Source organism: Tardiphaga sp. GW821-FHT12E02, assembly GCF_058807155.1.
The window spans coordinates 4729628-4755435 of record NZ_JBXAQK010000001.1; the positions used below are offsets into that span (position 1 = coordinate 4729628).

Annotated in this window: 28 protein-coding genes; 14 read left to right on the forward strand and 14 right to left on the reverse strand. The window is 62.4% G+C overall.

Annotated features, from left to right (window positions below; translation table 11 throughout):
* Window positions 1-82 precede the first annotated feature (82 nt).
* Window positions 83-1624, reverse strand: a complete 1542-nt coding sequence (locus tag AC1RQ5_RS22460) for an acyl-CoA synthetase (protein WP_493201887.1) — start codon at window positions 1622-1624, stop codon at window positions 83-85.
* 155 nt (window positions 1625-1779) lie between these two features.
* Complete coding sequence (locus tag AC1RQ5_RS22465; RefSeq protein ID WP_493201889.1) at window positions 1780-2592, reverse strand: crotonase/enoyl-CoA hydratase family protein; 813 nt, start codon at window positions 2590-2592, stop codon at window positions 1780-1782.
* Window positions 2593-2723: 131 nt separating this feature from the next.
* Here AC1RQ5_RS22465 and AC1RQ5_RS22470 point away from each other — a divergent pair, with 131 nt between their 5' ends.
* The 4 genes from AC1RQ5_RS22470 (at window position 2724) to AC1RQ5_RS22485 (ending at window position 7984) form a co-directional block, all read left to right on the forward strand.
* On the forward strand, window positions 2724-3596 hold the full coding sequence (locus AC1RQ5_RS22470; RefSeq protein ID WP_493201890.1) for an SDR family oxidoreductase: 873 nt from the start codon (window positions 2724-2726) through the stop codon (window positions 3594-3596).
* Between the two features lie 347 nt (window positions 3597-3943).
* Entirely contained in the window at window positions 3944-5521 is a 1578-nt protein-coding gene (locus tag AC1RQ5_RS22475) for a fatty acid--CoA ligase (protein WP_493201892.1), read from the forward strand.
* 140 nt (window positions 5522-5661) lie between these two features.
* Window positions 5662-6669 carry an alpha/beta fold hydrolase gene (locus AC1RQ5_RS22480; protein WP_493201894.1) on the forward strand — a complete coding sequence of 336 codons (1008 nt, stop codon included), beginning with the start codon at window positions 5662-5664 and terminating at the stop codon, window positions 6667-6669.
* 319 nt (window positions 6670-6988) lie between these two features.
* Window positions 6989-7984 carry an alpha/beta fold hydrolase gene (locus tag AC1RQ5_RS22485; RefSeq protein WP_493201896.1) on the forward strand — a complete coding sequence of 332 codons (996 nt, stop codon included), beginning with the start codon at window positions 6989-6991 and terminating at the stop codon, window positions 7982-7984.
* A gap of 154 nt (window positions 7985-8138) precedes the next feature.
* Here AC1RQ5_RS22485 and AC1RQ5_RS22490 read toward each other — a convergent pair whose 3' ends face one another.
* Window positions 8139-8390 carry a DUF6489 family protein gene (locus tag AC1RQ5_RS22490; protein ID WP_493201897.1) on the reverse strand — a complete coding sequence of 84 codons (252 nt, stop codon included), beginning with the start codon at window positions 8388-8390 and terminating at the stop codon, window positions 8139-8141.
* 229 nt (window positions 8391-8619) lie between these two features.
* Between AC1RQ5_RS22490 and AC1RQ5_RS22495 the strand changes: the two genes are divergently transcribed.
* The 5 genes from AC1RQ5_RS22495 (at window position 8620) to AC1RQ5_RS22515 (ending at window position 14487) form a co-directional block, all read left to right on the forward strand.
* On the forward strand, window positions 8620-10221 hold the full coding sequence (locus AC1RQ5_RS22495) for an ABC transporter substrate-binding protein (RefSeq protein WP_493201899.1): 1602 nt from the start codon (window positions 8620-8622) through the stop codon (window positions 10219-10221).
* 179 nt (window positions 10222-10400) lie between these two features.
* Entirely contained in the window at window positions 10401-11381 is a 981-nt protein-coding gene (locus AC1RQ5_RS22500; protein WP_398477065.1) for an ABC transporter permease, read from the forward strand.
* Window positions 11382-11553: 172 nt separating this feature from the next.
* Window positions 11554-12492, forward strand: a complete 939-nt coding sequence (locus tag AC1RQ5_RS22505) for an ABC transporter permease (RefSeq protein ID WP_493201902.1) — start codon at window positions 11554-11556, stop codon at window positions 12490-12492.
* Between the two features lie 13 nt (window positions 12493-12505).
* Window positions 12506-13510 (forward strand): ABC transporter ATP-binding protein, encoded by a 1005-nt coding sequence (locus tag AC1RQ5_RS22510; RefSeq protein WP_493201904.1) that lies wholly within the window; start codon window positions 12506-12508, stop codon window positions 13508-13510.
* Entirely contained in the window at window positions 13507-14487 is a 981-nt protein-coding gene (locus AC1RQ5_RS22515; RefSeq protein ID WP_493201906.1) for an ABC transporter ATP-binding protein, read from the forward strand. The genes AC1RQ5_RS22510 and AC1RQ5_RS22515 overlap by 4 nt, the downstream gene beginning before the upstream one ends.
* 141 nt (window positions 14488-14628) lie before the next feature.
* On the opposite strand, the gene recA is transcribed toward AC1RQ5_RS22515, so the two are convergent.
* Window positions 14629-15732: a recombinase RecA gene (gene recA, locus AC1RQ5_RS22520; protein WP_398477072.1), complete on the reverse strand. Its 1104-nt coding sequence runs from the start codon at window positions 15730-15732 to the stop codon at window positions 14629-14631.
* Window positions 15733-15926: 194 nt separating this feature from the next.
* Complete coding sequence (locus tag AC1RQ5_RS22525) at window positions 15927-16118, reverse strand: hypothetical protein (protein ID WP_398477074.1); 192 nt, start codon at window positions 16116-16118, stop codon at window positions 15927-15929.
* Between the two features lie 232 nt (window positions 16119-16350).
* On the opposite strand from AC1RQ5_RS22525, the gene AC1RQ5_RS22530 reads away from it, so the two are divergent.
* Window positions 16351-16782 carry a PaaI family thioesterase gene (locus AC1RQ5_RS22530; RefSeq protein WP_493201909.1) on the forward strand — a complete coding sequence of 144 codons (432 nt, stop codon included), beginning with the start codon at window positions 16351-16353 and terminating at the stop codon, window positions 16780-16782.
* A 28-nt stretch (window positions 16783-16810) separates the two neighbouring features.
* Here AC1RQ5_RS22530 and AC1RQ5_RS22535 read toward each other — a convergent pair whose 3' ends face one another.
* Window positions 16811-17113 carry a hypothetical protein gene (locus AC1RQ5_RS22535; protein WP_398477078.1) on the reverse strand — a complete coding sequence of 101 codons (303 nt, stop codon included), beginning with the start codon at window positions 17111-17113 and terminating at the stop codon, window positions 16811-16813.
* A gap of 71 nt (window positions 17114-17184) precedes the next feature.
* Window positions 17185-17505, reverse strand: coding sequence for a YnfA family protein (locus AC1RQ5_RS22540; RefSeq protein ID WP_493201911.1), 321 nt, complete (start codon window positions 17503-17505; stop codon window positions 17185-17187).
* A 320-nt stretch (window positions 17506-17825) separates the two neighbouring features.
* On the opposite strand from AC1RQ5_RS22540, the gene AC1RQ5_RS22545 reads away from it, so the two are divergent.
* On the forward strand, window positions 17826-18038 hold the full coding sequence (locus tag AC1RQ5_RS22545) for a DUF6894 family protein (RefSeq protein WP_398477082.1): 213 nt from the start codon (window positions 17826-17828) through the stop codon (window positions 18036-18038).
* Window positions 18039-18092: 54 nt separating this feature from the next.
* On the opposite strand, the gene AC1RQ5_RS22550 is transcribed toward AC1RQ5_RS22545, so the two are convergent.
* Together AC1RQ5_RS22550 and AC1RQ5_RS22555 are read right to left on the reverse strand one after the other, a co-directional pair.
* Window positions 18093-18362 (reverse strand): hypothetical protein, encoded by a 270-nt coding sequence (locus tag AC1RQ5_RS22550; protein ID WP_398477084.1) that lies wholly within the window; start codon window positions 18360-18362, stop codon window positions 18093-18095.
* Between the two features lie 133 nt (window positions 18363-18495).
* Window positions 18496-18798 (reverse strand): HdeA/HdeB family chaperone, encoded by a 303-nt coding sequence (locus AC1RQ5_RS22555; RefSeq protein ID WP_493201914.1) that lies wholly within the window; start codon window positions 18796-18798, stop codon window positions 18496-18498.
* Window positions 18799-19050: 252 nt separating this feature from the next.
* Here AC1RQ5_RS22555 and AC1RQ5_RS22560 point away from each other — a divergent pair, with 252 nt between their 5' ends.
* A complete protein-coding gene (locus AC1RQ5_RS22560; RefSeq protein WP_493203526.1) occupies window positions 19051-19293 on the forward strand; it encodes a PilZ domain-containing protein in 243 nt (80 codons plus the stop codon).
* Here the strand turns inward: AC1RQ5_RS22560 and AC1RQ5_RS22565 are convergent.
* Together AC1RQ5_RS22565 and AC1RQ5_RS22570 are read right to left on the reverse strand one after the other, a co-directional pair.
* Window positions 19290-20780, reverse strand: coding sequence for a caspase family protein (locus AC1RQ5_RS22565; protein WP_493201916.1), 1491 nt, complete (start codon window positions 20778-20780; stop codon window positions 19290-19292). The two genes, AC1RQ5_RS22560 and AC1RQ5_RS22565, sit on opposite strands and share 4 nt — an antisense overlap.
* A gap of 173 nt (window positions 20781-20953) precedes the next feature.
* The gene (locus tag AC1RQ5_RS22570) at window positions 20954-21208 is read right to left on the reverse strand and encodes a hypothetical protein (protein ID WP_398477090.1); all 255 of its coding nucleotides are present in this window, start codon (window positions 21206-21208) and stop codon (window positions 20954-20956) included.
* Between the two features lie 232 nt (window positions 21209-21440).
* Here AC1RQ5_RS22570 and AC1RQ5_RS22575 point away from each other — a divergent pair, with 232 nt between their 5' ends.
* A complete protein-coding gene (locus tag AC1RQ5_RS22575) occupies window positions 21441-22625 on the forward strand; it encodes a GNAT family N-acetyltransferase (protein ID WP_493201918.1) in 1185 nt (394 codons plus the stop codon).
* 130 nt (window positions 22626-22755) lie between these two features.
* Here the strand turns inward: AC1RQ5_RS22575 and AC1RQ5_RS22580 are convergent, their stop codons facing one another.
* Both AC1RQ5_RS22580 and AC1RQ5_RS22585 read right to left on the reverse strand, forming a co-directional pair.
* Entirely contained in the window at window positions 22756-23421 is a 666-nt protein-coding gene (locus tag AC1RQ5_RS22580; RefSeq protein ID WP_398477094.1) for a DsbA family oxidoreductase, read from the reverse strand.
* Window positions 23422-23496: 75 nt separating this feature from the next.
* Complete coding sequence (locus AC1RQ5_RS22585; protein ID WP_493201921.1) at window positions 23497-24309, reverse strand: helix-turn-helix domain-containing protein; 813 nt, start codon at window positions 24307-24309, stop codon at window positions 23497-23499.
* A 115-nt stretch (window positions 24310-24424) separates the two neighbouring features.
* Here AC1RQ5_RS22585 and AC1RQ5_RS22590 point away from each other — a divergent pair, with 115 nt between their 5' ends.
* Complete coding sequence (locus tag AC1RQ5_RS22590) at window positions 24425-24823, forward strand: hypothetical protein (protein WP_493201923.1); 399 nt, start codon at window positions 24425-24427, stop codon at window positions 24821-24823.
* Window positions 24824-25001: 178 nt separating this feature from the next.
* On the opposite strand, the gene AC1RQ5_RS22595 is transcribed toward AC1RQ5_RS22590, so the two are convergent.
* Entirely contained in the window at window positions 25002-25673 is a 672-nt protein-coding gene (locus AC1RQ5_RS22595) for an SET domain-containing protein (RefSeq protein WP_493201925.1), read from the reverse strand.
* Window positions 25674-25808: the final 135 nt, after the last annotated feature.

The following is a 25808-nucleotide window of genomic DNA, read 5'->3' on the forward strand; positions in this document are numbered from 1 at the left end:
GAAGATCCGTCGGGGTGACTTTGTTGTGTTACCTACTGCTTCGGAGGTCATGGGTCCCCGCCTGCGCGGGGACGACACCGAGTTAGATCGTTCGCCCCACTTTCGCCCAATAGGGATCGCGCAGACGCCGCTTGAAAATCTTGCCGGAATCCTCACGCGGCAGGTTGCTCTGGATCTCCATCGCCTTCGGCACCTTGTAATCCGCCAGCGCCTTCTTGAGATCGATGCGGACCTTGGCCAGATCCAGCACCACGCCGGGCTGCGGCTCGATCACCGCCATCAGGCTCTCGCCGAATTCCGCATCGGGAATGCCGAACACCGCGCAATCATGCACGCCGGGCAGCGCATGCAGCGCCGACTCGATCTCGGCCGGATAGATGTTCACGCCGCCGGAGATCACCATGTCGCGCTTGCGGTCGCAGATGAAGACGTAGCCGTCGGCATCGATGTAACCGACATCGCCCGAGGTGATGAAACCGTCGCGGTCGATCTCGGCGCGCTTTTCCGGCCTGTTGTGATAGGTGAAATCCGGATTGCCGGCGATGCGCGAATAGATCTCGCCGATCTCGCCCTGCGGCAGGATTTCACCGTCATCGCCCAGGAAGCGCAGTTCGGCGCCGGGCGCGATCTTGCCGACCGTGCCGGGCTTTTTCAGCGCATCTTCGGAATTCGCGAAAGTCACTGCACCGGATTCGGTCGAGCCATAGAATTCGAAGATCACCGGCCCCCACCAGTCGATCATCGCCGTCTTCACATCGGCCGGGCAAGGTGCTGCCGCGTGGATGATATGGCGCAGCGATGAGACGTCGTATTTCTTGCGCACGTCCTCCGGCAGTTTCATCAGGCGGATGAACATGGTCGGGACCATGAAGATGGTGTCGATCTTTTCGTCCTGGATGATGCGGAGAAACTCCTCAGCATCGAAGCGCGGCATCATCACCAGCAAGCCGTTGAGACGGCCGGCGCGCAGTGCGAAGGCGTTTGGTGCGGAGTGATACAGCGGGCCCGGCAGCAGCGCGCGCGAACCTTCCTTCAGGCCATAGACGCGGGCGCGCATCTGATCGGCAGACGCGGCTTGGGCCGGGGTCGGCGCGTAACGGCGCACGCCCTTGGGATGGCCCGTGGTGCCGGAGGTGTAGATCATGTTGTGCGGCGCCGGGACCACCGGGCCGTCATAAGGCGGCTGCTCCTTGATCCAGCTCTCGCTATCAATGGCGCCATCGGGCGTGCCGAGTGTCGCGGGATCGACCTTGTAGTTGGTCACGATTTCCGGCGGCGTCGGGACGGAGATCTTGGTAATGCCGGCCGGGATCGCATCGCGCAATTGATGCAGCATGTCGGCATGGCTGATCAGGACATTGCTGCCGGAATCCCTGATCACATAGGTGATCTCTTCCGGCTTGAAGTGCCAGTTCACCGGCACCGCATAGGCGCCCAGCCGCGCCACCGCATAGGCCGCCTCCAGAAACGCAATGTCGTTGCGCATCAGGATGCTGACGCTGTCGCCCTGCTTGACGCCGAGTTTTGCGAGGCCCGACGCGATGCGGCTGGCGCGAGCATTGATGACGTCGAACGAACGCAGACGATCGCCTGAGATCACGCCATAACGGAGGGAGGTGGACATGGGACGCTTCCGATTTTGTTATTCTTCTTGAAATCTCAGTCCCTCATGGTGAGGAGGCGCGTAGCGCCGTCTCGAACCATGAGCTGCTGGAGCTCCGCATCCATCCTTCGAGACGCCGCTACGCGGCTCCTCAGGATGAAGGCGGAGTGTAGGGTTTATGAGTCCGCGAAATTCGGCGCGCGCTTCTCGATATTCGCGCGCACGGCTTCGGTCTGGTTCGGCCCGCCCATCAGCTTCATCTGCTCGACGGATTCAGCCAGCAGCGCCGGGCCGGGATCGACCGAGAGATTATTGAGCATCCGCTTGGTGGCGCGGATCGCATCCGGGCTCTTGCCGGCAATCTCACGGGCGACATCCAGTGCAGCGGCACGGGGGTCATCGACCACCCGCGTCGCAAGCCCGTAGCTCAGTGCTTCCTGCGCGGTAAAAATGCGGCCGGTGTAAGTGAGCTCGCGCAGGATGTCGTCGCGCACCAGCGAGGCGAGGATCGGCGTGCCCGCCATGTCCGGCACCAGCCCCCATTTGATTTCCATGATCGACATCCGCGTATCGGGCGCGACGTAGCGCATGTCCGCGCCGAGCGCGACCTGGAAGCCGCCGCCGAAGGCCACGCCATGCACAGCCGCGATCACCGGCACCGGCAATTGCCGCCAGCCCCACACCGCCTGCTGCGAATGATTGCAAAGCCCGTGGGTGCGCAGCGACAGGTCCCGCTTCTGGGCGCCGCCGATCCCGTCGCCGCCGCTCTCTTTCATGGCGGCGAATCGTCCCATGTCGAGGCCTGCGCAAAAAGCCCGCCCCTCGCCGGACAGCACCACCGCGCGCAGCCCCTTTTCGCGGCTGAGCCTGTCGGCGGTATCCACCAAGGCCGCAAACATGGCGGCATCCAGCGCATTCATCTTGTCGGCGCGGACCATCCGGACATCGGCGACGCCGCCCGACATGGACACCTGGACGCGATCTTCCATGGGAGGTTTCCTTCCTAGACTTGTTCTTGAACACGGTGACCGCGTCGTTGCGCTTTACAGGAAAGCGTTTGTGGGGTTTTAGTCAACCAACTAATTAAAATGTCCGCAACCTCCAAAAGCAGGACCAGCCCATGTTCAATCAACAGCTCCTCGCCGGCCGGAATATTCTCGTGACGGGAGGCGGCACCGGCCTCGGCAAATCCATGGCCGCCAAGTTTCTGCAACTGGGGGCTGAGGTGCATATCTGCGGTCGCCGCAAGGGCGTGTGCGACGAGACCGCCACCGAGCTGATGGCCGAATTCGGCGGCAAGGTGACCAGCCACGGCGTCGATATCCGCGACAGCGCCGCGGTGGACGCGATGATCGAGGGCATCTGGGCCGATGGCCCGCTGACCGATCTGATCAACAACGCCGCCGGCAATTTCATCTCACGCTCGCAGGACCTGTCGCCGCGCGGCTTCGATGCGGTGGCGAATATCGTCATGCATGGCACCTTCTATGTGACCCACGCCGTCGGCCGCCGCTGGATCGCCGGCAAGACCCGCGGCAATGTGGTGTCGATCACCGTCACCTGGGTGCGCAATGGCAGCCCCTATGTCGTGCCGTCGGCCATGAGCAAGTCGGCGATCCATGCCATGACCATGTCGCTGGCTACTGAATGGGGCCGCTACGGCATCCGGTTGAATACGATTGCGCCGGGCGAAATCCCCACCGAGGGCATGAGCAAGCGCATCAAGCCCGGTGACGAGGCCGGGGCGCGCACCAAGGCGCTGAACCCGATGGGCCGCACCGGCACCATGGAAGAACTGCAGAACCTCGCGGTCTTCCTGATCTCCGGCGGCTGCGACTGGATCAATGGCGAGACCATCGCCATGGACGGCGCCCAGGCGCTCGCCATGGGCGGCAATTTCTATCAGCTGCGCGACTGGTCGGACGGCGACTGGGATGCCGCAAAGGAAAGCATCAAGGCGCAGAACGAGAAGGACAAGGCGAAGCGGGGGTAAGGCCGCGCGGCCTAGACGCCACACACTCCGCCCTCATCCTGAGGAGCCGCGACTTGTCCGCCGAAGCTCGAAGAGCGAAGGCGGAAGCGGCGTCTCGAAGGATGGATGCGGAGCGCCGACAGCTCATGGTTCGAGACGCGCGCAAGTGGCGCGCTCCTCACCATGAGGGCCAGTGTGTAGGATGGGTTGAGCGCAGCGATACCCATCGCCACCAGCGCCTGGCCGTGATGGGTATCGCTCCGCTCAACCCATCCTACGATCATTGCACCGCAGCACCTTTCTTATCTTGCCAGCCTCACGCGACGCCCTCACACTCGCCGCAACTAAAAAATGCAGGGAGGGAAGTCATGTCCGTTGCGGAAGCCGCCACGCTGGCCGATGTCGTTCGCGTGCAAGCCAGAACACGGGGCGCATCCACTGCGCTGGTGTTCGAGGGACGCGAGACCAACTACGCCGAGCTCGATCGCCGCGCCAATCAGGTCGCCAATGGCCTGATCGCACTCGGCGTAAAGCCGGACGAGCGCATCGCCTATCTCGGCAAGAACAGCGACCTCTTCATCGAATTGCTGCTCGGCGCCGTGAAAGCCAAGGTCGTCACCGCGCCGGTGAACTGGCGCCTCGCCGGGCCGGAAATCGCTTTCATTGTCGATGACGCCAAGGCAGCCGTGCTGTTTGTCGGGCCGGAATTCATCGATCTCGTTCGCGGCCTGAAGGACCAGCTCCCGCATGTCCGCACCATCATGACGATGGAAGGCGGCGCGCCGGAGTGGCAGGATTTTGCAGCATGGCGCGATGCGCAAAGCGACAGCGATCCAGATATCGCAACGACGAATAACGACGTCGCCATCCAGCTCTACACATCCGGCACCACGGGGAAGCCGAAAGGCGCGATGCTGTCGCATCAGAATTTCCTGTCGCTGCTGCGCATCGGCGGCACCGACGAGAATCCGGACTGGAATGTCTGGACCGATACCGACGTCTCGCTGGTGGCGATGCCGGTGTTTCACATCGGCGGCGTCGGCTGGGCGGTGTTCGGCCTCTACCACGGCGCCAAGAGCGTGATTGCCCGCGAATTCGATCCGAACAAGGTGCTGGATTTCTTTCGCGACTACGGCATCAGCAAGCTGTTCCTGGTGCCTGCCGCGATGCAGTTCATCGTGCGACAGCCCCGTGCCCGCGAAATGGATTTCTCGCAGCTCAAATACATCATGTATGGCGCATCACCGATCCCCGCGGCCCTGCTGAAGGAATGCATCGCCGTGTTCGGCTGCGGCTTCGTGCAGATGTATGGCATGACGGAAACCACCGGCACCATCGTCGTGCTGGCGCCGGAAGATCACATCGAAGGCCGCGACTGCATGCGCTCCGCCGGCAAGGCACTGCCGGGCATCGAGATCGCCATCCTCGATCCCGACGGTAAGCCGCTTCCTGTCGGAGAAGTCGGCGAGATCGCCACGCGCTCGGCGTCCAACATGGTCGGCTACTGGAATCTGCCGGATGCGACCGCGCGGACGCTCGACCGGGACAACTGGCTGCGCACGGGCGATGCCGGCTATCTCGACAGCGACGGCTTTCTCTACATTCACGACCGCATCAAGGACATGATCATCTCCGGCGGCGAGAATATCTATCCGGCCGAAGTGGAGAGCGCGATCTGCGATCATCCGGATGTCGCGGAGGTCGCCGTGGTCGGCGTGCCCGATGATACGTGGGGCGAAGCTGTCAAAGCTGTGGTGGCGTTGAAGCCCGGCAAGGACATCAGCGCGGTCGATATCATCGCCTTCACCCGCCAGCGCATCGCCGCCTTCAAGACGCCAAAGACGGTGGATTTCATCCAGGCCTTGCCACGGAATGCCTCGGGCAAGATCCTGCGACGGCAGCTCCGCGATCCGTTCTGGGTCGGGAAAGAACGGCAAGTGAACTGACGACACAAAGCTCGTCGTTCCGGGTCGCGCACTTGCGCGAACCCGGAACCTCGTAGTGGCGAGTCTCATATCGAGATTCCGGGTTCGCGCCTGCGGCGCGCCCCGGAATGACGTGTCTGACGCAAACGAGACGAACAACAATGATCGACATGCCGCCACTGCAATATGCCGACCTGCCCGGCCTCCGCATGGCCTATTACGACGCCGGTCCCGCGTCGGACGCGCCGCCGGTGATCCTTTGCCATGGCTGGCCCGAACTCGCCTTCTCCTGGCGCCATCAGATCAAGGCGCTCGCCGAGGCGGGCATCCGCGTCATCGCGCCGGACCAGCGCGGCTATGGCGCCACCGACAAGCCGAGCGCGGTCGAGGACTACAGTATCGAACACCTCACCGGCGATCTCGTCGCCCTGCTCGATCACCTGAAGATCGACAAGGCCATTTTCGTTGGTCACGACTGGGGCGGCTTCGTTGTCTGGCAGATGCCGCTCCGTCATCCCAACCGTGTTGCCGGCGTGGTCGGCATCAACACGCCGCATACCGACCGTGCGCCTGTCGATCCCATGTCGATCTATCGCAAGCGGTTCGGCGACAGCATGTATATCGTCCAGTTCCAGGATCCCGCGCGCAAGCCCGACGCGATTTTCGCCAGCGACGTCGGGCGCACGTTCGAATTCTTCATGCGCAAGCCGCCGCAGCGCGACTCCGGTTTCGATGCCTTCTCCGGCAATGACGAACCGACGGCCGGCATCGGTGCAGCGCCGAAAACCAATCTCGCCTTGCCCGACATGGTCGCCGCCTATGATCCCGCGCGCGACAGCCGCGAGCGCATCCTCAGCAAAGACGAGATGAAAGTATTCGTCGAGGCCTTCACGTCCTCCGGCTTCACCGGCGGCATCAACTGGTATCGCAATATCAGTGCCAACTGGCGTCGCGCCGAAGGCCTCGATCACACCGTGCGTGTGCCGTCGCTGATGATCATGGCGGAGAATGATGCCGTGCTGCCGCCCTCCGCCGCCGACGGCATGGACAAGATCATTCCCGATCTCGAAAAATATCTCGTGAAAGACAGCGGGCACTGGACGCAGCAGGAGAAGCCGGATGAGGTCAGCGACAAACTGATCGAGTGGCGGCGACGACGATTTGGATGATGCGCGCGGCCTCATCCTGAGGAGCCGCACAGCGGCGTCTCGAAGGATGGCCACATGCGCCGAGTCCGGCCATCTCATGGTTCGAGACGGCGCTTCGCGCCTCCGCACCATGAGGGCAGTGCTTAAGCCGACTACGCGACGTCGCTTGAATTGTGACAACGGAACTCACTGCCACTTTGTCACAATCACTGTCACAAACACCAAAACCACTGTCACAATAGGCTCTGCGACAACATATCGTTAAGCCCCGCGACGATTTGATCGCGTCAGCGCGCGCTTGTTACTTTTTCACAGGGACTTTCCATGTCATACAGATGACATGTACCAGCCTGCCCGTCTCCTCCCCGAACAGATCGAGGTTCCGTATCAGCCGCCGCGCATGGCGCGCGCGAACGGGATCGACATCTGTTACGACATCTTCGGCTATAGCGATGCGGAACCCATGGTAATGATCATGGGTCTCGGCGCGCAACTGATCCATTGGGACGATGAATTCTGCCGCGAACTCGCGGCTAGCGGCTTCCGGGTCATCCGCTTCGACAATCGCGACATTGGTCTGTCGTCGAAGATGACCGGCGGCAAGAAGTTCTCGCTCTACGAATTGGCAAAACTTCGCTTCCTCAATATTCCCGTCGCAGCGCCCTACAAACTGTCGGACATGGCGGCCGATACGGTCGCGCTGCTCGACGTGCTGCATATCCGCAAGGCGCATGTGGTCGGCGCATCCATGGGCGGCATGATCGCCCAGGAGATGGCGATCGCCTATCCCGAGCGCCTGCGCTCGCTGACGTCGATCATGTCCACGACGGGCGATCCGCGCCTGCCGCAGCCAAGCCGTCAGGTCACGCTCAAGCTGCTGCAGCGACAGCCCGATGGTTATGAGGCCTTCATCGAGCGCTTCAAGCAGACCTGGCTGTTCCTGCGCGTCGGCAGTTTTCCGGATGACGAGGCGCGCGATCTCGATCGCGCCGAGCGCACCTATGCCCGCGGCCTGAGTTCGGAAGGCGTCGGCCGCCAGCTGCGCGCCATTCTTGCGTCGGGCAGCCGCAAGGAGCGCCTCGCCAAGGTGTCTGCGCCGACGCTGGTGATCCACGGCAAGGTCGATCCATTGGTGCATCCGGCCGCTGGTCGTGACACCGCAGCGTCGATCCCCGGCGCGAAGCTGATGATGATCGATCGCATGGGCCATGCGCTGCCGATTTCCATGTGGAGCATGGTGATCGATGCGATTGCGCGGCATGCGCATAGCGCCAGCGCGAAGACGCGCGCCCCGCAGATGCGGGAGCATGTGGCCGAGATGCGGCGGGCGGGATAGGCCTCTCCGCGTCGTCCCCGCGAAGCCGGGGACCCATAAACGCTGGCGGACTGAGGGCGCCGACGATTTGGCTCTGCCGCTTGAACACGCCGACCGGGATCATGGATCCCCGCTTTCGCGGGGATGACAGCGGAGAGTTTGCCGCGCCCCTCGCCTACTTCTTGTCCTTCGTCCCGGCGCCCATGCCGGCCATATTGACGAACATGTCCTGAAAGCGCTCGCCGATCTTGGGATCGAACGAGAACCAGCTTTGCATGATCGACTCCGGCGAATACTTGTCCATATTCTCCATCATCTTCTTCTGCATCTGATCCATCATTGCCGATTGCATCGGCTGGACATCGGGCAATCCCAGGAATTCGCGCGCCTCGAGCGGCGTGCAGTCCACGGTGACGGTCACCTTCATTGCCATTTCCCCTCATCCGTTCTGCAAATCGCTGCGATCCGACAGTATCGCCGGGGTCGCCACCTCGATGCAAGCGACGTCACCCGACCCGCGACTGGCCTTCGCCTTGCATGTATCGGCACGGTTTACAGCCCGGAGTTGGTAAATCGCCCTTGCGCGCAAACCGAACTCCGCCAACAATGACTGAGCAGCTCAACTTTCGGGCTGCGGCGTGACGAGGGAGATACGGATGCTGTTTCTTCGGGCTCTTGCGGGTGCTGCCGCAGCACTATGCGTCTTCCTCACAGCGGCCCCCCTGCCCGTTGCGGCGCAGACACTGCGCTACGCCAATCAGGGCGACCTGAAATCCCTCGATCCCTATACGCTCCGCGAAACCACGACCATCGCGCATCATGGCCAGGTCTATGAAGGCCTGGTCGGCCGCGGCAAGGATCTGCAGCTGATTCCGGCGCTGGCGGAGAAATGGGAAACGCCGGAGCCGACCCGCTGGCGGTTTTATCTGCGCAAGAACGTCAAGTTCCAGAACGGCGATCCCTTCACCGCCGACGATGTGATCTTCTCCGCCGACCGCGTGCGTGCCAAGGGCTCGGACTTCACCACGGTGATTCCGGCGGACGCGAAATTCGTGAAGATCGACGATCATACTGTCGATGTCGTCCTAACCAAGCCCAACCCGATCCTGACGTCGCAATGGGACGTCTGGTATGTCATGAGCAAGAAATGGGCTGAAGCGAACAATGCGACGGCACCGACGCCGGCTGCCGCGACGTCGCCGAGCTATGCCTCGCTCAATGCCAACGGTACCGGCCCGTTCAAGATCGAGAGTCATCAGCCGGGCGTGAAGACCGTGTTCAAGGTCAATCCGGACTGGTGGGGAAAGCCCGAGCATAATCTCAAGGAAATCATCTTCACCCCCATCGCCTCCGATGCCACCCGCGTCGCCGCGCTGCTGTCGGGCGAAGTGGACATCATCGAGCCGGTGCCGGTGCAGGACATCGCCCGCGTCAACGGCACCGCCAATGCCAGCGTGCTGGCCGGGCCGGAGCTGCGCACGATCTTTCTCGGCATGGACCAGATCCGCGACGAACTGCTGTTCTCCAATATCAAGGGCAAGAACCCGTTCAAGGATGTCCGCGTCCGCGAGGCCTTCTACAAGGCCATCGACATCGAGGCGATCAAGAGCCGCGTGATGCGTGGGCTGTCGACGCCCTCCGCGCTGATGATCGCGCCGCCGCTGTTCAAGCTGTCGGGTGATTTCACGCGGCCGAAATACGATCTCGACGCGGCCAAGAAACTGCTCGCTGAGGCCGGCTATCCGCAGGGCTTCGAGGTCGGCATGGACTGCCCCAATGATCGCTATGTCAATGACGCCGCGATCTGCCAGGCCGTGGTCAGCATGCTGGCGCGCATCAATGTCAAAGTGAACCTGAATGCGCAGCCGAAGGCGCTGTATTTCGCCAAGGTCTTCAAGACCGGCGGCTTCAACACCTCGTTCTATCTGCTCGGCTGGACACCGGGCACCCAGGATTCGCACAACGTGATGCATGACATCATGGGCTGCCGCGACGATCCGAACAGCCCGCGCGGCGCCACCAATCTCGGCGGCTATTGCAACAAGGAGTTCGACAAGCTGACCGATCAGGTGCTGCAGGAGACCGACACTGCGAAGCGCGACCAGCTGATCAAGCAGGCCTATGAGATTGCCAACAAGGAATGGGCCTATATCCCGCTGCACCAGCAGGCGCTGGCCTGGGGCGTGTCGAAAAAGGTGAAGATCGTGCAGCGGCCGGACAATCAGGTGCTGCCATACTGGGCGGTGAAGTCGGAATAGTGCGCGAAGTGGAAACGCGTCGTCCGCATCGCACAAAACTCTGCCCTCATCCTGAGGAGCGGCCGCAGGCCGCGTCTCGAAGGATGGCGGTGGTGCTCCGCAAACTCATGGTTCGAGACGGCGCCGAAGTGGCGCCTCCTCACCATGAGGGGCTGAGTACCTGAAAGCGAAAGGATCGCATGCTCGCTTTCATCCTGCGTCGTGCCCTGCAGTCCATCGGTGTGCTGATCGCGGTCGGCATCATCTCCTTCACCATGTTCCGCTTCGCCGGCGATCCGGTGAACCAGATGGTGGCGATCGACACCACGCCGGCCCAGCGCGCCGAGATCCGCGCCTCGCTTGGCCTCGACGATCCCGTCGTGGTGCAATTCGCGCGCTACTTTGCCAATGCGGCGCAGTTCAAGTTCGGCGTGTCCTATCAATTCCGCCAGCCTGTCTCGTCGCTGCTGCAGGAGCGCATGCCGGCGACCCTCGAGCTCGCCACCTGCGCGACTGTGCTCGCGCTGTTCTTCGGCATCCTGATGGGCATCTATTCGGCGCTGCGGCGGGACTCTTTCACCGCAAAGCTGCTGCAGGCGGTGTCGCTGATCGGCATCTCGCTGCCGACCTTCCTGATCGGCATTCTGCTCATCTATCTGTTCGCGGTGACGCTGGGCTGGCTGCCGTCCTTCGGCCGCGGCGAGGTGGTGAAGCTCGGCTGGTGGACCACCGGCTTTCTCACCGTCTCCGGCTGGAAGGCGCTGATCATGCCGTCGGTCACCCTCGGCCTGTTCCAGATGACGCTGATCATGCGGCTGGTCCGCGCCGAAATGCTGGAAGTGCTGCGCACCGACTATATCCGCTTCGCGCGCGCCCGTGGCCTCACCACGCGTGCCATCCATTTCGGCCATGCGCTGAAGAATACGCTGGTGCCGGTGATCACGGTGGCGGGCCTGCAATTCGGCTCGGTGATCGCGTTCGCCATCATCACCGAAACCGTGTTCCAGTGGCCGGGCATGGGGCTGCTGTTCGTGCAGGCGGTGCAGAATGTCGATATCCCGATCATGGCCGCCTATCTGCTGGTGGTGTCGCTGATCTTCGTCACCATCAATCTGGTGGTGGACATCCTCTACACGATCGTCGATCCGCGCCTGCGTGCGACGGTGGGACGGCCGGCATGAGGGATGTGATGCTCAGACGTTTCTTCACACTCAGCCTGTCATCCCCGCGAAAGCGGGGATCCATAGACACCGAGCTTGCGGTGACACATTTGCGGAGCCACCAGCGTTTCACGACTGCTTCGGAGGTTATGGATCCCCGCTTTCGCGGGGATGACAGGGGAGAACGCGCATCATGACCGACGCCCCCCTTCCCCACACACCCGGGCTTCTCGCCCGCGCCATCGACAGCGACATCTTCTATTCATTCCGCCGCTCGAAGCTCACAGTGGTGGCGGCCAGCATTGCGCTGGTGTTGATGCTGGCCGCGATTTTCGCGCCGGTTCTTGCCATGCAGAATCCGTTCGATCCCGCCCAGCTCGACCTGATGAATTCCCGTATCTCGCCGCTCTGGACCGCGGACGGTGCACGGCCATTCCTGTTCGGCACCGACGAACAGGGCCGCGACGTATTCTCCGCAATCCTCTACGGCATGCGCATTTCGCTGATCGTCGGCATCCTCGGCGTCGGGCTCGCTGCGGTGCTCGGTATCGGGCTCGGACTGATCGCCGGCTATGTCGGCGGCGCGGTGGATTCCCTGATCATGCGCATCGCCGATGTGCAGCTCACGTTTCCCGCTATCCTGATCGCCCTTCTCATCGACGGCGTCGTGAAGTCATTCCTCGGCAATCATCTCGATGCCACCACCATGCTGGTGGTGCTGGTGGTCGCCATCGGCCTGAGCTTCTGGGTGCAATATGCGCGCACCGTGCGCGGTTCGGTCATGGTGGAGAAGAACAAGGACTATGTCGCCGCCGCACAGCTGATCGGCCTGCCCGCGCGCGTGATCATGCTGCGCCATGTGCTGCCCAACACGATGGGGCCGATTCTGGTGATCGCCACCATCAATCTCGCGCTTGCGATCATCACCGAGGCGACATTGTCCTTTCTCGGTTCCGGCATGCCCGACACCATGCCCTCGCTGGGCACGCTGATCCGCATCGGCAACAATTATCTGTTCTCCGGGGAATGGTGGGTCATCGCCTTTCCCGGCATCGCGCTGGCCTCGCTGATCCTGTCCATCAATCTGGTCGGCGACTGGTTGCGCGATGCGCTGAATCCGAAGCTGCAATGACGGGAGAGACCAGATGAGCACGCCCGTCCTGTCCGTCCGCGACCTGCATGTGGAATTCGCCAGCCGGCGCGGCACACTGCATGCGATCAATGGCGTCTCCTTCGACATCGCGCGGGGGGAAGTGCTGGGCGTGGTCGGCGAATCCGGCGCCGGGAAATCGGTGACCGGGCTTGCGGCGATCGGGCTGATCGACCCGCCCGGCCGGATCGCAGGCGGCGAGATTTATCTGTCCGGGCAGCGCATCGACAACCTGCCGCCCCGCGAGGTGCGCCGCATCCGCGGCAAGCGCATTGCCATGATCTTTCAGGACCCCCTCACCAGCCTCGATCCGCTCTATCGCATCGGTGACCAGTTGGTGGAAACAATCCGGACCCATCTCCCATTGTCCGAAAGCGCGGCGCGTCAGCGCGCTATCGATCTCCTCGCCGAAGTCGGTATCCCTGCTCCGGAGAAGCGCATTGACGCCTATCCGCATGAATTTTCCGGCGGGATGCGCCAGCGCGTGGTGATCGCGCTGGCCATCGCCGCCGAGCCGGAACTGATCATCGCGGATGAGCCGACCACCGCGCTCGACGTCTCCGTGCAGGCGCAGATCATCGCGCTGATCAAGCGGCTCGGCCGCGACCACGGCACGGCCGTGATGCTGGTGACCCACGACATGGGCGTGATTGCCGAAACCTCGGACCGCGTGGCCGTGATGTATTCTGGCCGCATCGCCGAGATCGGCCCGGTCCGCGACGTCGTGCAGCATCCCCTGCATCCCTATGCCAAAGGCCTGATGGGTGCGATCCCGACGCTGACCGGCGATGCATCGCAACGGCTGGTGCAGATCCCGGGGAGCATGCCGCGACTGTCGGCGATCCCCACCGGCTGCGCCTTTCATCCGCGCTGCAGTTTCGCATTCGACCGCTGCCGCGCCGAGCGGCCAGAGCCGATTGCCGTCGGCACGCAGCGCGTGGCCTGTCATCTCCATGATCCCGCATCATCAAGACAAGTGCCGGCGGAGATCGGCGCATGACGGTGCTGGTGCAGGCGCGCGATCTGCGGCGCGCATTCGATGTCTCAAAGCCGTGGCTCAACCGCGTGATCGAGCGGACCCCGCGGGAATATCTGCGCGCGGTGGACGGCGTGTCCTTCGATATCAAGCGCGGCGAGACCTTTGCGCTGGTGGGTGAATCCGGCTCCGGCAAGAGCACGGTGGCGCGGATGGTTGTCGGCCTGCTGCCGCCATCCTCGGGCGAGGTCAGCATCGATGGCATCTCGATGAGCGACCCGAAACAGGCGGCCGCGCGAAAACCGCTGCGACGGCGCATCCAGATGATCTTTCAGGATCCCTATGCCAGCCTCAATCCGCGCCTGCGGGTGGATGCGATCATCGCCGAACCGATCCGCGCCTTCGATCTCATGACCAGCGAGCGCGATATCCGCGCGCGGGTGGGCGAGTTGCTGCGCCTGGTCGGCCTGCATCCCGATGATGGCGTGAAGTTTCCGCACCAGTTTTCCGGCGGCCAGCGCCAGCGCATCGCCATCGCCCGCGCGCTGGCATCGGAGGCCGACTTCATCGTCTGCGACGAACCGACCTCTGCACTCGATGTCTCCGTGCAGGCGCAGATCCTGAACCTGATGCGCGACCTGCAGGACAGGCTGGGGCTGACCTATCTGTTCATCAGCCACAACCTCGCAGTGGTGCGCCATATGGCGACGCGAATCGGCGTGATGTATCTTGGCCGTATCGTCGAATGCGCCGACGGCCACGAATTGTTCACCCATCCGCGCATGCCCTATACGCGCATGCTGCTCGGCGCCGTGCCTGATCTCGCAATGTCCGGCCGTGCGCGCATCGCAGTGTCGGGCGAGATACCGAATCCGATCGATCCGCCGAAAGGCTGCACGTTTCATCCGCGCTGCCCGGAGGTGTTCGAGCCATGCCGACGCGAGGTACCGCTGCTCATTGACGGCGTTGCCTGTCATGCCGTGAACAGGCCTTCCCCATAGCGCGAAACGAAAAGGGCCCCGCTAGCGGGGCCCTTTGTGTAGCGACAGGCATTGCAGGGCATCGGCAACAGACCCCTGCAACACACCATCGCGAAACGGTTTGCTGCTTTCCCGGTCGCACAGCGCGGACCGGGGCGCTGATTAATCCTCAGCCGGCTCCGAGCCTTCGGTATCGCCATCTTCCTCGTCACGCTTGCCGGCGAGGATCTGCTCGGCAATCAGGCCGGAATTCTGCCGGATCGAGGCTTCGATCTTGGCGGTCATGTCCGGATTGGCTTTCAGGAAAGCCTTGGAATTCTCGCGACCCTGGCCGAGGCGCTGGCTGTCATAGGAGAACCAGGCGCCGGACTTCTCGACGATGCCGGCCTTGACGCCGAGATCGAGAATCTCGCCCATCTTGGACACGCCTTCGCCATACATGATGTCGAATTCGACCTGCTTGAACGGCGGTGCCAGCTTGTTCTTCACGACCTTCACGCGGGTCGAGTTGCCGACCACTTCGTCACGCTCCTTGATCGCGCCGATGCGGCGGATGTCGAGACGGACCGAAGCATAGAATTTCAGAGCGTTACCGCCTGTGGTGGTTTCCGGCGAACCATACATCACACCGATCTTCATGCGGATCTGGTTGATGAAGATGACCATCGTGTTCGACTTGTTGATCGACGCGGTCAGCTTGCGCAGCGCCTGGCTCATGAGGCGCGCCTGCAGGCCCGGCAGCGCATCGCCCATTTCGCCTTCGAGTTCGGCGCGCGGTACGAGCGCTGCAACCGAGTCGACGATGAGGACGTCCACCGCGCCCGAACGCACCAGCGTGTCGGCGATTTCCAGCGCCTGTTCGCCGTGATCGGGCTGCGAGATCAGGAGCTCATCGACATTGACGCCGAGCTTGCGGGCATAGACGGGATCGAGCGCGTGTTCGGCGTCGATGAAGGCGCAGATGCCGCCCTTCTTCTGCGCTTCGGCTACGCAATGCAGCGCCAGCGTGGTCTTGCCCGAGGATTCCGGTCCGTAGATCTCGATCACGCGGCCCTTGGGCAGGCCACCGACGCCGAGCGCAATATCGAGACCCAGCGACCCCGACGAGATGACCTCGATATCCATCGAGCGGTCATTCTTGCCGAGCTTCATCACCGAGCCCTTGCCGAACTGACGCTCGATCTGGGAGAGCGCAGCCGCCAGGGCTTTGGACTTGTCCATGGAGGATCCTTCAACGATACGCAGGGCAGACGAATTGGCAGCCATTGATCTAGCTCCTTATGAAGGGATTCGCGACAGGGACAAATGCAAGAGCGACAAACGGACGGCCGTGCCGCTCAGATGATTCAATGTACCCCATCTGTTCTATGTTCGCAATATGTTCTTTCAGAAATTTGCGCGATCTTGCGCGCCAAACGGCCGCTCGCGCCAGCCAAACTGCTGCAACCAAGTTTGGACGCTCAGATTTCGGCCATCGCCTCGGGGAGCGGCAGGTTCGCCAGCTCCGGTGCGATTCCGATCGCATAGACATCGGCAATGCCGGCCTTGCGCAGGCGCTTCAGTTCGACCACCGCATGGTCGAGCGTCTCCACGGTGCCGTAAAACACCTTCTCCGTCGGCTTATACGGCGTTCCGTAGATGCTGTAGGCCATGGGCGATAAGCGTCCGGTCGTTGCGAAGCGAAATATCAACCAGTCGTATAGCGGGCAGCCGCGATTTGTCTACTAAAATAGACAACTCAACCGCACAGTGGACTGCGGCGCATCCGCGCGAGGTCGCTGACCGGCCCGGTATCCGCTGCGATCAGCCTTTCCTCCCGAGCCTCGCCCGATACTATCCCGACAGCATCGGCCACATCGCTTCATTCGGTCAGGACACCAACCCATGGACGCCACCAGCCGCATCCGCGACAGCTTTGCCAGGCAGGGACTGATGAGCACTCTTGGCGCGACACTCGGCAACATTGCGCCGGGCGCCGTGGAGATCGTGCTGATCCCCTCGCCTGCGATCTCGCAGCAGCATGGCTTCGTCCATGCCGGTGCGATCAGCGCGATCGCCGATAGCGCGGCGGGTTATTCGGCCCTCAGCCTGATGCCCGAGGGCGCGGGCGTGCTGACCACCGAATTCAAGATCAATCTGGTGGCACCGGCGATCGGCGAGCGCATTGTCGCGCGCGGGCGCATCGTGAAGCCGGGGCGCACACTGACGCTCGTGCAGTCCGACGTCGTCGCCATCAGCGATGGTCAGGAGAAGCTCGTCGCCCTCCTCACCGCGACCATGATGACACTCCGGGATCGCGACGGCATCAGCGACTGATGCCTGTCCGACCGACGCCGCCGGGCTTTCAGTTCAGCAGATCGCAACTCGCGATGCGGTTGAAATCCGCCAGGCGGCGCTCTGCCGGTCCGGCAAGATCGATGGTCGCCAGCAGCTCTGCCAATCGTCGATGCGCCCGCTCCGCGTCTGCGGCCGGCAGCGGCGCTTCGTCATAGACATCGATATAGGGCGTGACGAGACTGCTCAGCAGCTGGCACAGCGCGCTGTGCTCGGGCGCGCGGCGGCTGAGATCGGATAGTTTCTGCTGGAAGGAGCGGAAGGTGTGCAGGCCGTGGTGCTGCTGTTCAAACCACGTGCTGAGATCGTGCATATGAGCCTCTTCAAATGCGAGAAGAAGCTATGAGCTTTTACACTTTGGCGCAGGAAAAGGCCAGCACAGGTTTAGCGCGGCCCGGCAATGATAACCGCGGCACCGACCAGGCAGATCGCCGCGCCCGCAATGTCCCAGCGATCCGGGCGAAAGCCTTCGGCGAGCCAGAGCCACAATACGGACATCGCGATATAGATGCCGCCATAGGTGGCATAGGCCCGGCCTGCGGCTTCGCTTTCGACCAGCGTGAGCAGATAAGCGAACAGGAGCAGCGAGGCGATGCCGGGGATGAGGATCCAGGCGGGCTTGCCAAGGCGGAGCCAGGTCCAGAAGGCGAAGCAGCCGATGATTTCCGCCATCGCAGCACAGATGAACACAAAGGCCGTTCGCATCAAGGCTCCGCTACTCGTTGGTCGTCCGTTTCGATGAGTGTGACATAGCGGCCTCAAAGATGCGGGTGCAATCGGCGCTTTCACCCCGTCGAAGGCGTCACTGCGAAATGACGAAAATGCCCGGCCAGTCATGACATCCGGCTACTCAGGTTCCACAACCGGAACCACACGGGGCACAACTCAAAAAAACCGCGCATTTGCCATAAATTTTGCGTGATTTTTGTCGACGCGCGGAATGACTTGGTTTAGCGGTACCATTATCCCACGGCAACCTCAGGTGCCGGTAGGACATCCCATGTGTCCCAGAAGTGGTCATCCCGTTGCCGCTGTTTTATTTCCACATCATCTCCGAACACACCTTCCTTGACGACGAAGGCACCGCCTTCGAGTCCGAGCAGGATGCAATGAAACATGCACGCGAACTCGCTGCCGAGCTGGTGCGAGTCACCGGTGTGATCAAAGGCGCAATCGTGGTAGAGAACGAGGATGCCGGCGGCATGTTCGAAGTGCCGCTGTCGTCCTGGAACAACTAGACTGCCCGCAACTGCCGCGCGGTTGCGCTCTGGCATCGACGCGGCTGCAAAAAATCAGTGCGTGGCGCTGCCGGTCTTGGTGCGGGGCTGTTTGGCCGGAGCTGCCGCCTTCGGCGCATCGCTCCGAACATTGCCCCACGGATCGACCGAGCTCTTGTTGTCGGGAATCTGGCGCAAGGAATCGCGATAGGCTTTCTGCCGGATGGCGTCCTGCTCCTTCTCCTCCGGACTCATGGTCTTCACCTCCGGCATCAGATTCATCATCTGGGCCGAGGCGGGTCCGGTCAGTAGCGCGAGCATCGCGATGGCGCTGAGCAGTCTCATGATAAAAAGGCTCCGTGGAACTCGGAGCCCTTATACCACCTGCCTCTCGGGCGCGCCAAGCACGCGAAAGCAGTGCCCTCCTACCCTACAGCCCCGTCAGATATACCCGGATGAATGACGTGTGCTGCGGCGGCTATTTGCCGAGGATTCGTTCGGCGGCCGTGACAATGCTGACGCCCGGATTGGTCGCGCAATAGGCTCCGAACTTCTTGGCGTTTTCAGTGAAGACCTCGGTATCGATCAGCGCCTCGTCAGAGTCGCCTTTGTACCAGCCGTCGATCCAGGTCAGCACCATCGCGATGTCATCCGGCTTGGACTCGATGAATTGCTTGCACGACATCACCGAAAGGTCGAGTACCACCGCCCTGGCCGGCGTGACGACGGGTGCGATGGCGACTACGATCAGCGAAGCGAGCAAGGTGCTGGCGGTTTTCATGGCAGTTCTCTCCCCAGTGGAAAATGAACGCCGGCGGCTCGCCAATGCGAGCCTGTGTCTGAAGCGTTCGTTCTCAACGCTACCAGTGCGCGAGCCGGCGCAATCTGAAATTTCCCTGAAATTTTGCCGGTAATTGTCTGCCAGATCTTCAGAAAGTGTAAACAGGCAGGCCCGGATCTCTGCGTTCGGCTTCAATGACCGGCAAGATGATACGGCTAGACGTGTCGCATGAAGACGACACGGACAACGGCCATGGATGAGCGACGGCGACACCCGCGCCAGCGGGTTTTGAAGCGGGGCATGCTGACCTTCGTCGGCGGCGGCGGCATCGATTGCACCGTGCGCAACATCTCGGTCTCCGGCGCGCGCATCGACGTCGCGAGCCCTGTCGGCATTCCCGAGCAGTTTCATCTGGTGATCGAGACGGACCAGTTCATCCGCCGCGGCCGCCCGGTCTGGAGCAGCGAGCGCCAGATCGGGATTGAATTCGATTAGTAGCGGCCACCGCTGTTATAGCCGCCACCATATCCGCCGCGGCTATAACCACCGCCATATCCACCGCCGCCATAGATGCGCGGAGGCGGCGCGTAATAAACGGCTGGCGGACGGCGCACCACGATGTCTTCTTCGATGACCTCACGGCGTGGCGTGCGGTCGGCACGTTTTTTTGTGGTGTCGGCTTTTGCCGGTTTCTCGGCCTTCTTCGACGCGGGAGCGGCTGCGGGCGGCGCATTGCACGGGCAGGTCGGCGCAGGCGTGGCGAGCGCAGCGACATTGGTGGCTGCAGCTGCTCCAGCGGCAGGCTCCGGCTTGTTGCGCACGCGCTCGATCAGCCCGCGCGCCGTCACGGTCTGCTCGCTATCGGGATATTTGGCCAGGAAGGTTTCGTAGGACGACACCGTATTGGTGATGACAGCGATATTCCAGGCAACCATCCGGTAGTGACGATCAAGCCAATCCTTGGCCTCGGGGCCAAAGGGCGGCGCGGCATAGAGGCTGACAAAGGCCTCATAGGCTTCCACCGAACCGTCGAACACGATCGCGTCGTGGGCCTGCTGGATTGGCTTGCCCTGCAATTCTTTCTTCCATTCCTCGGCGGAGCGTTTCTTGCCCTGCGCCTTGGCGTCATCGACGGTGGCACCGCCACGGGCTGCGACCTCGACACCTGCTTTGGCTTCTACAGTTTTGGCATCGCCGGTTGTTGGCTTGACCTCGGCGCCTGCGCCAAAGAAACGGAAATCGCTGACCAGCGATGAGCTTTCCCACGGCGTCTGCCGCCCTTCGGTGGCAAGATTGACCGCGAGACGCACGCGCTTGAACGCCTCCTCGATGGGAATACGGGGTTCGCGCCCGGCCTTCAGCAGCGCCGTCGTATAGGGGCTGTTGGCACCGCTGCCATCCTCGGCTTCGGCGCCCGGCGCGGTGGAGAATGACAGCAATGTGCCGGGTGCTCCGAACTTCACATCCACATGGGCGAGGCCGCGCGGCGCCTTGTTGATGGCAGGGAACGGATTATTACGGCAGGCATCGAGCAGGATGATCCGGCTCTTGCTCGGCAGCGCATTCAGCGTATTGAGAATGTCGTTGAGGCGCACCGCCTGCAGCGTGACGTCGATCTCGCGCTTGGGATCGATATCCACCGGCATCAGATAGTTCTCGCCGTCCACCTGCACGCCATGGCCGGCATAGAACACCAGCGAGGTCGTATCCGGCCCCTTGGCGGCGACCGTGGCGGCAAAGGCGCTGAGTTTTGCGCGCAACTCGTTTTGCGTGAGATCCGACGCCGATTGAACTTCGAAGCCGGCATCGGTGAGCATCGCCGCCATCGCTTTGGCGTCATTGGCCGGGTTCGGCAACGGCGTCACCGCTTTGTAAGCGGATTGCCCGATCACCAGCGCGACCCTGCTTTCTGCGAAGGCGGCGGAGGTGCCAAGCAATATGGCGGCGGCTGCGATTGCGTGGCGGACAACGGGACCCATCATCGAACGACCTCCCCGGGCCAAGCCGGTATGCGCGACGGATCAATCCCGTCCGACTGCAAGTGAAATCAGGCAGCCTCGTCGCCAACAATGCGACGGGCTGCCGCTACTCGCATTTGGTCGCGGTGATGAACGACGCGGTTCATGGCGAACCGCGCATCGGACCCAGGTCCGGATTATTTCTTCTTGGTCACCGGCGCGGGTGCAGGTGCCGCCGGCGCAACGCCGCCCCACGGGTCATATTTCTGCTTGGCCTCGGGGATGCGCTCGAGGGCGGCCTTGTAGGCCCGTTCATCGGGCTTGGGCGCCTCGGCGGGATTGGCGTGCGGGCCTTTTTCTTCGCCACCACCACGCCGCTGTGCGGATGCCGGCGTCGATACCGATGCGGCAACCAGGGCCAACGCCGTTGCTGCCAGAATAAGTGCTTTCATGAGAGGTCCTCCGTCTCCTTGATAGCCCGGGGCGGACTTGATTTTCCAGTCCCCGGAGCGGGAACAGGCAGGCCTTTTATGTCGGCATCCTGCTCATCGTCGTTGGAATCATGACATTTTCAGGGATGGCTTGGTAAATGGTCGGTCTCCGGAACCGCACGCATTGCGCGTGAATGCAAACCAGTTCTTGGCATGTTCCAGCTATGGTCGGGGCCTCGCGGGGAAACGGGACGTGGTCGATCTCACCAATCCAATGGCTATGCACGGCGGTAACGGGCCAAAGGTGCACCCGCACGCGGCTATCGCCTCCGAGGATAAGCCGATCCAGCTTATCGATATCCCGCTCGATGCCTGGCGTGCACTGGAAGCGCGCGCCGTCGAGCCGAACGGCTATTACCTCGCCGACTGGGAACTGGCGGTGAACGCCTCGGTGGACGGCCTGACCGACGCTTCCTCCCTCACAGCCTGGGCGAATGGCAAACTGATTGGCCTGCTGCCGGTCATCTCCCTGCGCCGCGCCCATCGGCTGCCGCTGCCGGTGCTCGTCAATGCCGATGCCTACGGCACCCTCTCGACGCCGTTGCTCGACCGCGACGACACGCGCGCAGCCGCCACAGCCTTGTTCGCACAGGCCCGGCAGCAAGGTGCTCGCGCCCTCGTCTTTCACAGTGTCTCGCTGGAAGGCCCGGCGATGGCAGCGATGCGGGACGTGCTGGGCCAGAACGGCATATCACCACGCACCATCACCTCCCATGTCCGCGCCAGCCTCGACGCCACGCACAATGCCGAGGATGTGCTGCGCGATGGATTGGGAGCAAAGAAGCTGAAAGAGCTGCGCCGCCAGCGCAATCGTCTCGCCGAACATGGCGAGGTCACATTCCATGTCGCCCGCACGCCTGACGAAGTGGCCAAAACACTCGACACGTTCCTCGCGCTGGAAGCCGGCGGCTGGAAAGGCAAACGCGGCACGGCCCTGAAGCAGCGGGCCGGCGACGAGACCTTTATCCGCCGCGCCACAAATGCACTTGCCGTGCGCGGCCAATGCGAGATCGTGACCCTGAATGTCGGCGACGCTGCGGTGGCATCGGGCGTGATGGTCCGCCACCTCGATCGCGCCTATTATTTCAAGATCGGCGTCGATGAGCGCTTTGCGAAATATTCGCCGGGCGTTCAGCTCACCCTCGATGTCACCCGGCACCTCTGCGCCGATCCCGCGATCGCCTCCGCAGATTCCACGGCTGCGCCGGGACATCCGATGATCGATCCGATCTGGCGCGAACGCCTGGCGATCGGCGACGTGGTGTTGCCACTCTACAAGAATGATCCGGTGGCATCACTCACTTACGCGGCGCTATCACTGCGGCATCACGCCCGCGAAGCCGCGAAGCGGATGCTGCAGCGACTACGGAAGCGTTAAGCGCCGTCCACACTCCGCCCTCATCCCGAGGCCGTAGCGACGTCTCGAAGGATGGCGACGGAGATCCATCATCTCATGGTTCGAGACGGCGCTTCGCGCCTCCTCATCATGAGGGATAGAGTATCGCGCTCTACTCAGCTGCCTGCGCATTGATCTCCGCAGATATCTGCCGGATCGCCCGCGCCAATTTGTCCGGATCCTGCGCGCCCGACACGGCATATTTCTGCGCAAAGACATAGGTCGGCACGCCGGAAATGCCCTTGTCGGCCGCTTCCTTTGCATCCGCGGAAATCTTTGCGACATCCTCATCCGTGGCCAAGCGCTTGCGCACGTCATCGGCATCGAGACCGATATCGGCCGCAGCCTGCACCAGCGTGTCGGTCTGGGTGAGATCGCCGCCGTCGCGGAAATACAATTCCATCAGCTTCTGCTTCATCTCGGCTGATTTTCCGATTGCGTCGGCCCACAGGATCAGGCGGTGGCAATCAATCGTATTGGGCTGGCGCTTCACCGAGTCAGGCCTGTAGCTCAGCCCTTCCTCTTCTGCCGCGGCGACAACGCGCTGGGCGATGCCTTTGTAGGCGTCCACTGAGCCGAACTTGGTTTCAAGATAGGTCGAGCGATCGATACCCTCGGCCGGAATCCAGGGATTGAGAAAGAACGGCCGCCAATTGACATGCACCGGCACCTCAGGGGCCAAGGCCATCGCATTCTCAATGCGGCGTTTGCCGATATAGCACCACGGGCAAACGACGTCGGACACGATATCGATCTGAAGCGGCTTGATGGCGCTCATGGCGGCCTCCCTGTGGTCTTGCTAACCCACAAATAGGCTGCACAAACCCATGCGGCAAGGCCGCGATTCCCGCCGCTAGGGGGAGCCGGCCAAGGATCGCAACTTCTGCGTCGTCGCGGCGTCAGCCGGAAAGAATGTCTCGATGGCGATTTCTGCGAGCGTGATGTCCAGTGGCGTTCCGAAAGTCATGGTGGTGGACATGAAGCTCAGCACATCACCGCCAAGCCGCATACGGAATGGCACCACCACGCTATCCGCCGCGATCGGCGCCGAGCGCGCCGGTACCGGATAGGTCTTCAGCTCCTGATACAGCTTGAACAGTTCGGAATCGGCCGTCGCCTCGCATTGCCGGTGCAGCCGCTCCAGCAGATGTGCGCACCATTCGCCGAGATTGACGGTGCGCGCCGCAAGGCCCTGCGGATGGAAACTCAGCCTCAGCACATTGAGCGGCGGGGCCAGCAGGTCGGCGGGAATGCCTGCGAGCAGCGGCATCACCATGCTGTTGGCCGAGACCAGATTCCAGTGCCGGTCCACCGCCAGTGCCGGATGCGGCTCATGGGCCTTGAGCACGACATCGATGGCCTGGCGCGCGGACGCCAGCGCCGGATCGTCCAGCGTTCGCTGTGGAAAGGCTGGCGCAAAACCTGCGGCGACGAGCAGCACATTGCGCTCGCGCAGCGGCACGTCGAGCCGCTCGGCGAGACGCAACACCATATCGCGCGACGGCGCCGAACGACCGGTCTCGACGAAACTCAGATGACGCGTCGAGATCTCCGCATCGCCGGCGAGATCGAGCTGGCTCAGGCGCCGCCGCTGGCGCCATTCGCGCAGGTGATCGCCGATGGCCATGGGCCGGCTGGGAGATGAGGTGGCAAGCTGTGTGGTCATGGCAAAACGCTAACACGCAGTTTTTCGCGCTTCCATGACCTCCGAGGTAATCGATTTGCCTCTGCGCGGCGGACATCTTCGGGACATCGCAACCGGTCACCGAAGGAGACCAACCATGATCCATCCGTCCCTGCTGCTCCGCCGCGCCATCCAGATCGACGCGATCGTCAGCGGAGCCATGGCACTGCTGCTGACTTTCGCCTCCGCACAGCTGGCGCCGGTGCTGCAACTGCCCGAGGCTCTGCTGCTGGAATCCGGCCTGTTCCTGATTGCCTATGTCGCTGTCATCGGATGGCTGGGCCTGCGGGCGACCATGCCGAAGCTGCTCGTGCTCGCCGTGATCATCGGCAATGCCGCCTGGACGCTGGGCAGCATCGGGCTGCTCTTCTCGGGCGCAGTGAGCCCCAACCTGCTCGGCCAGCTGTTCGTGGCGGCGCAGGCGATTGCGGTGGGGGTGTTTGCAGAATTGCAATTCATGGGGCTGCGAAAGAGCAGCAAGGCGCAGGTGGCGTGATTGAAAGGAAAGCCTAGCAATCCCCTCGCCCCGCTTGCGGGGAAAGGGTGGCGCGGACGACGTTCGCAACGGGAGAGGGGCGTCGCGGCAGGCTAAGTGCAGGCGAAAAGCCCCCTCTCCTGACCGGCTTCGCCGGTCGACCTCTCCCCGCAAGCGGGGCGAGGTGAAGAGAAGCCAGCTACGCCTTCTTCGACTTGGCCTTGCCGGCCTTCGCCTTCTTGCCAACAGTCTTTTTGCTAACAGTCTTTTTGCTAACAGCCTTGCCCTTCTTGGCAACCTTGGCCTTCGGCGCTGTCTTCAGTGCCTTCTTGGCATCAGCCTTCTTGGCCTTTGCCTTGTCCTTCTTGCGCTTGGCCTTATCGGCCTTCTTCTGCTCCTTGCGCTCGGCCTTTTCCTTGGCCTTGATCTTTTCGGCGCGCAGCTTCGCACGCTTCTTCTTGCGCTTGGCTTCGCAGCTCTCGCATTTGCAGCCAATCGGCTTCAGATATTCTTTGAAATATTCAGTGCCGTAATCGTAGTTGATCTCCTCGCCCGGCTCGATCTTCTTGATCGAGCGGATGATGATCTTCTTCTTCTCCGCATTGACGTCGGACTCGGCGTTCGGCTTGCAGGAGTGATTGATGTAGCGCGCGACGTTCTTGCGAATCGAGCCATCGACGGTCCAGCGCTTGCTGATCTGAAACAGATACTTGTTCTCGATCGCGTCGTGCTTCTCGTTCTTGGAATCGAGCAGCGGACCGAAATACTGGATGATCTTCACGCCCTTCTTGATCGGCTGGGTGGCGAACAGACCAAGACCGGTCTTGGAACGGCCGATGCGATAGGGCTTCGAGACGGTGGAGACGGGCATGAGGCGGGCTGACACTGCGATTAAAAAGGGAAACTGACCGGTCTTTCTAGAGCGATTCCGTGGCCCATGCCAGCGGGCACGGCGCACGCAAATGAACCTTCCCCAGCTTGCCGACGTCAAACCTTGCGAATCTCC

Excerpts from the sequence above, each read along its gene's own strand:
- AC1RQ5_RS22510 (WP_493201904.1), top strand. The coding sequence starts at position 12,506 with ATGAGCACGCCCGTCCTGTCCGTCCGCGACCTGCATGTGGAATTCGCC.
- AC1RQ5_RS22495 (WP_493201899.1), top strand. The coding sequence starts at position 8,620 with ATGCTGTTTCTTCGGGCTCTTGCGGGTGCTGCCGCAGCACTATGCGTC.
- AC1RQ5_RS22500 (WP_398477065.1), top strand. The coding sequence starts at position 10,401 with ATGCTCGCTTTCATCCTGCGTCGTGCCCTGCAGTCCATCGGTGTGCTG.
- AC1RQ5_RS22560 (WP_493203526.1), top strand. The coding sequence starts at position 19,051 with ATGGATGAGCGACGGCGACACCCGCGCCAGCGGGTTTTGAAGCGGGGC.
- AC1RQ5_RS22570 (WP_398477090.1), bottom strand. The coding sequence starts at position 21,208 with ATGAAAGCACTTATTCTGGCAGCAACGGCGTTGGCCCTGGTTGCCGCA.
- AC1RQ5_RS22465 (WP_493201889.1), bottom strand. The coding sequence starts at position 2,592 with ATGGAAGATCGCGTCCAGGTGTCCATGTCGGGCGGCGTCGCCGATGTC.
- AC1RQ5_RS22595 (WP_493201925.1), bottom strand. The coding sequence starts at position 25,673 with ATGCCCGTCTCCACCGTCTCGAAGCCCTATCGCATCGGCCGTTCCAAG.
- AC1RQ5_RS22565 (WP_493201916.1), bottom strand. The coding sequence starts at position 20,780 with ATGATGGGTCCCGTTGTCCGCCACGCAATCGCAGCCGCCGCCATATTG.
- AC1RQ5_RS22540 (WP_493201911.1), bottom strand. The coding sequence starts at position 17,505 with ATGCGAACGGCCTTTGTGTTCATCTGTGCTGCGATGGCGGAAATCATC.
- AC1RQ5_RS22585 (WP_493201921.1), bottom strand. The coding sequence starts at position 24,309 with ATGACCACACAGCTTGCCACCTCATCTCCCAGCCGGCCCATGGCCATC.
- AC1RQ5_RS22515 (WP_493201906.1), top strand. The coding sequence starts at position 13,507 with ATGACGGTGCTGGTGCAGGCGCGCGATCTGCGGCGCGCATTCGATGTC.
- AC1RQ5_RS22535 (WP_398477078.1), bottom strand. The coding sequence starts at position 17,113 with ATGCACGATCTCAGCACGTGGTTTGAACAGCAGCACCACGGCCTGCAC.
- AC1RQ5_RS22485 (WP_493201896.1), top strand. The coding sequence starts at position 6,989 with ATGTACCAGCCTGCCCGTCTCCTCCCCGAACAGATCGAGGTTCCGTAT.
- AC1RQ5_RS22475 (WP_493201892.1), top strand. The coding sequence starts at position 3,944 with ATGTCCGTTGCGGAAGCCGCCACGCTGGCCGATGTCGTTCGCGTGCAA.
- AC1RQ5_RS22480 (WP_493201894.1), top strand. The coding sequence starts at position 5,662 with ATGATCGACATGCCGCCACTGCAATATGCCGACCTGCCCGGCCTCCGC.
- AC1RQ5_RS22555 (WP_493201914.1), bottom strand. The coding sequence starts at position 18,798 with ATGAAAACCGCCAGCACCTTGCTCGCTTCGCTGATCGTAGTCGCCATC.
- AC1RQ5_RS22580 (WP_398477094.1), bottom strand. The coding sequence starts at position 23,421 with ATGAGCGCCATCAAGCCGCTTCAGATCGATATCGTGTCCGACGTCGTT.
- AC1RQ5_RS22550 (WP_398477084.1), bottom strand. The coding sequence starts at position 18,362 with ATGAGACTGCTCAGCGCCATCGCGATGCTCGCGCTACTGACCGGACCC.
- AC1RQ5_RS22505 (WP_493201902.1), top strand. The coding sequence starts at position 11,554 with ATGACCGACGCCCCCCTTCCCCACACACCCGGGCTTCTCGCCCGCGCC.
- AC1RQ5_RS22590 (WP_493201923.1), top strand. The coding sequence starts at position 24,425 with ATGATCCATCCGTCCCTGCTGCTCCGCCGCGCCATCCAGATCGACGCG.
- AC1RQ5_RS22530 (WP_493201909.1), top strand. The coding sequence starts at position 16,351 with ATGGACGCCACCAGCCGCATCCGCGACAGCTTTGCCAGGCAGGGACTG.
- AC1RQ5_RS22490 (WP_493201897.1), bottom strand. The coding sequence starts at position 8,390 with ATGAAGGTGACCGTCACCGTGGACTGCACGCCGCTCGAGGCGCGCGAA.
- recA (WP_398477072.1), bottom strand. The coding sequence starts at position 15,732 with ATGGCTGCCAATTCGTCTGCCCTGCGTATCGTTGAAGGATCCTCCATG.
- AC1RQ5_RS22460 (WP_493201887.1), bottom strand. The coding sequence starts at position 1,624 with ATGTCCACCTCCCTCCGTTATGGCGTGATCTCAGGCGATCGTCTGCGT.
- AC1RQ5_RS22470 (WP_493201890.1), top strand. The coding sequence starts at position 2,724 with ATGTTCAATCAACAGCTCCTCGCCGGCCGGAATATTCTCGTGACGGGA.
- AC1RQ5_RS22525 (WP_398477074.1), bottom strand. The coding sequence starts at position 16,118 with ATGGCCTACAGCATCTACGGAACGCCGTATAAGCCGACGGAGAAGGTG.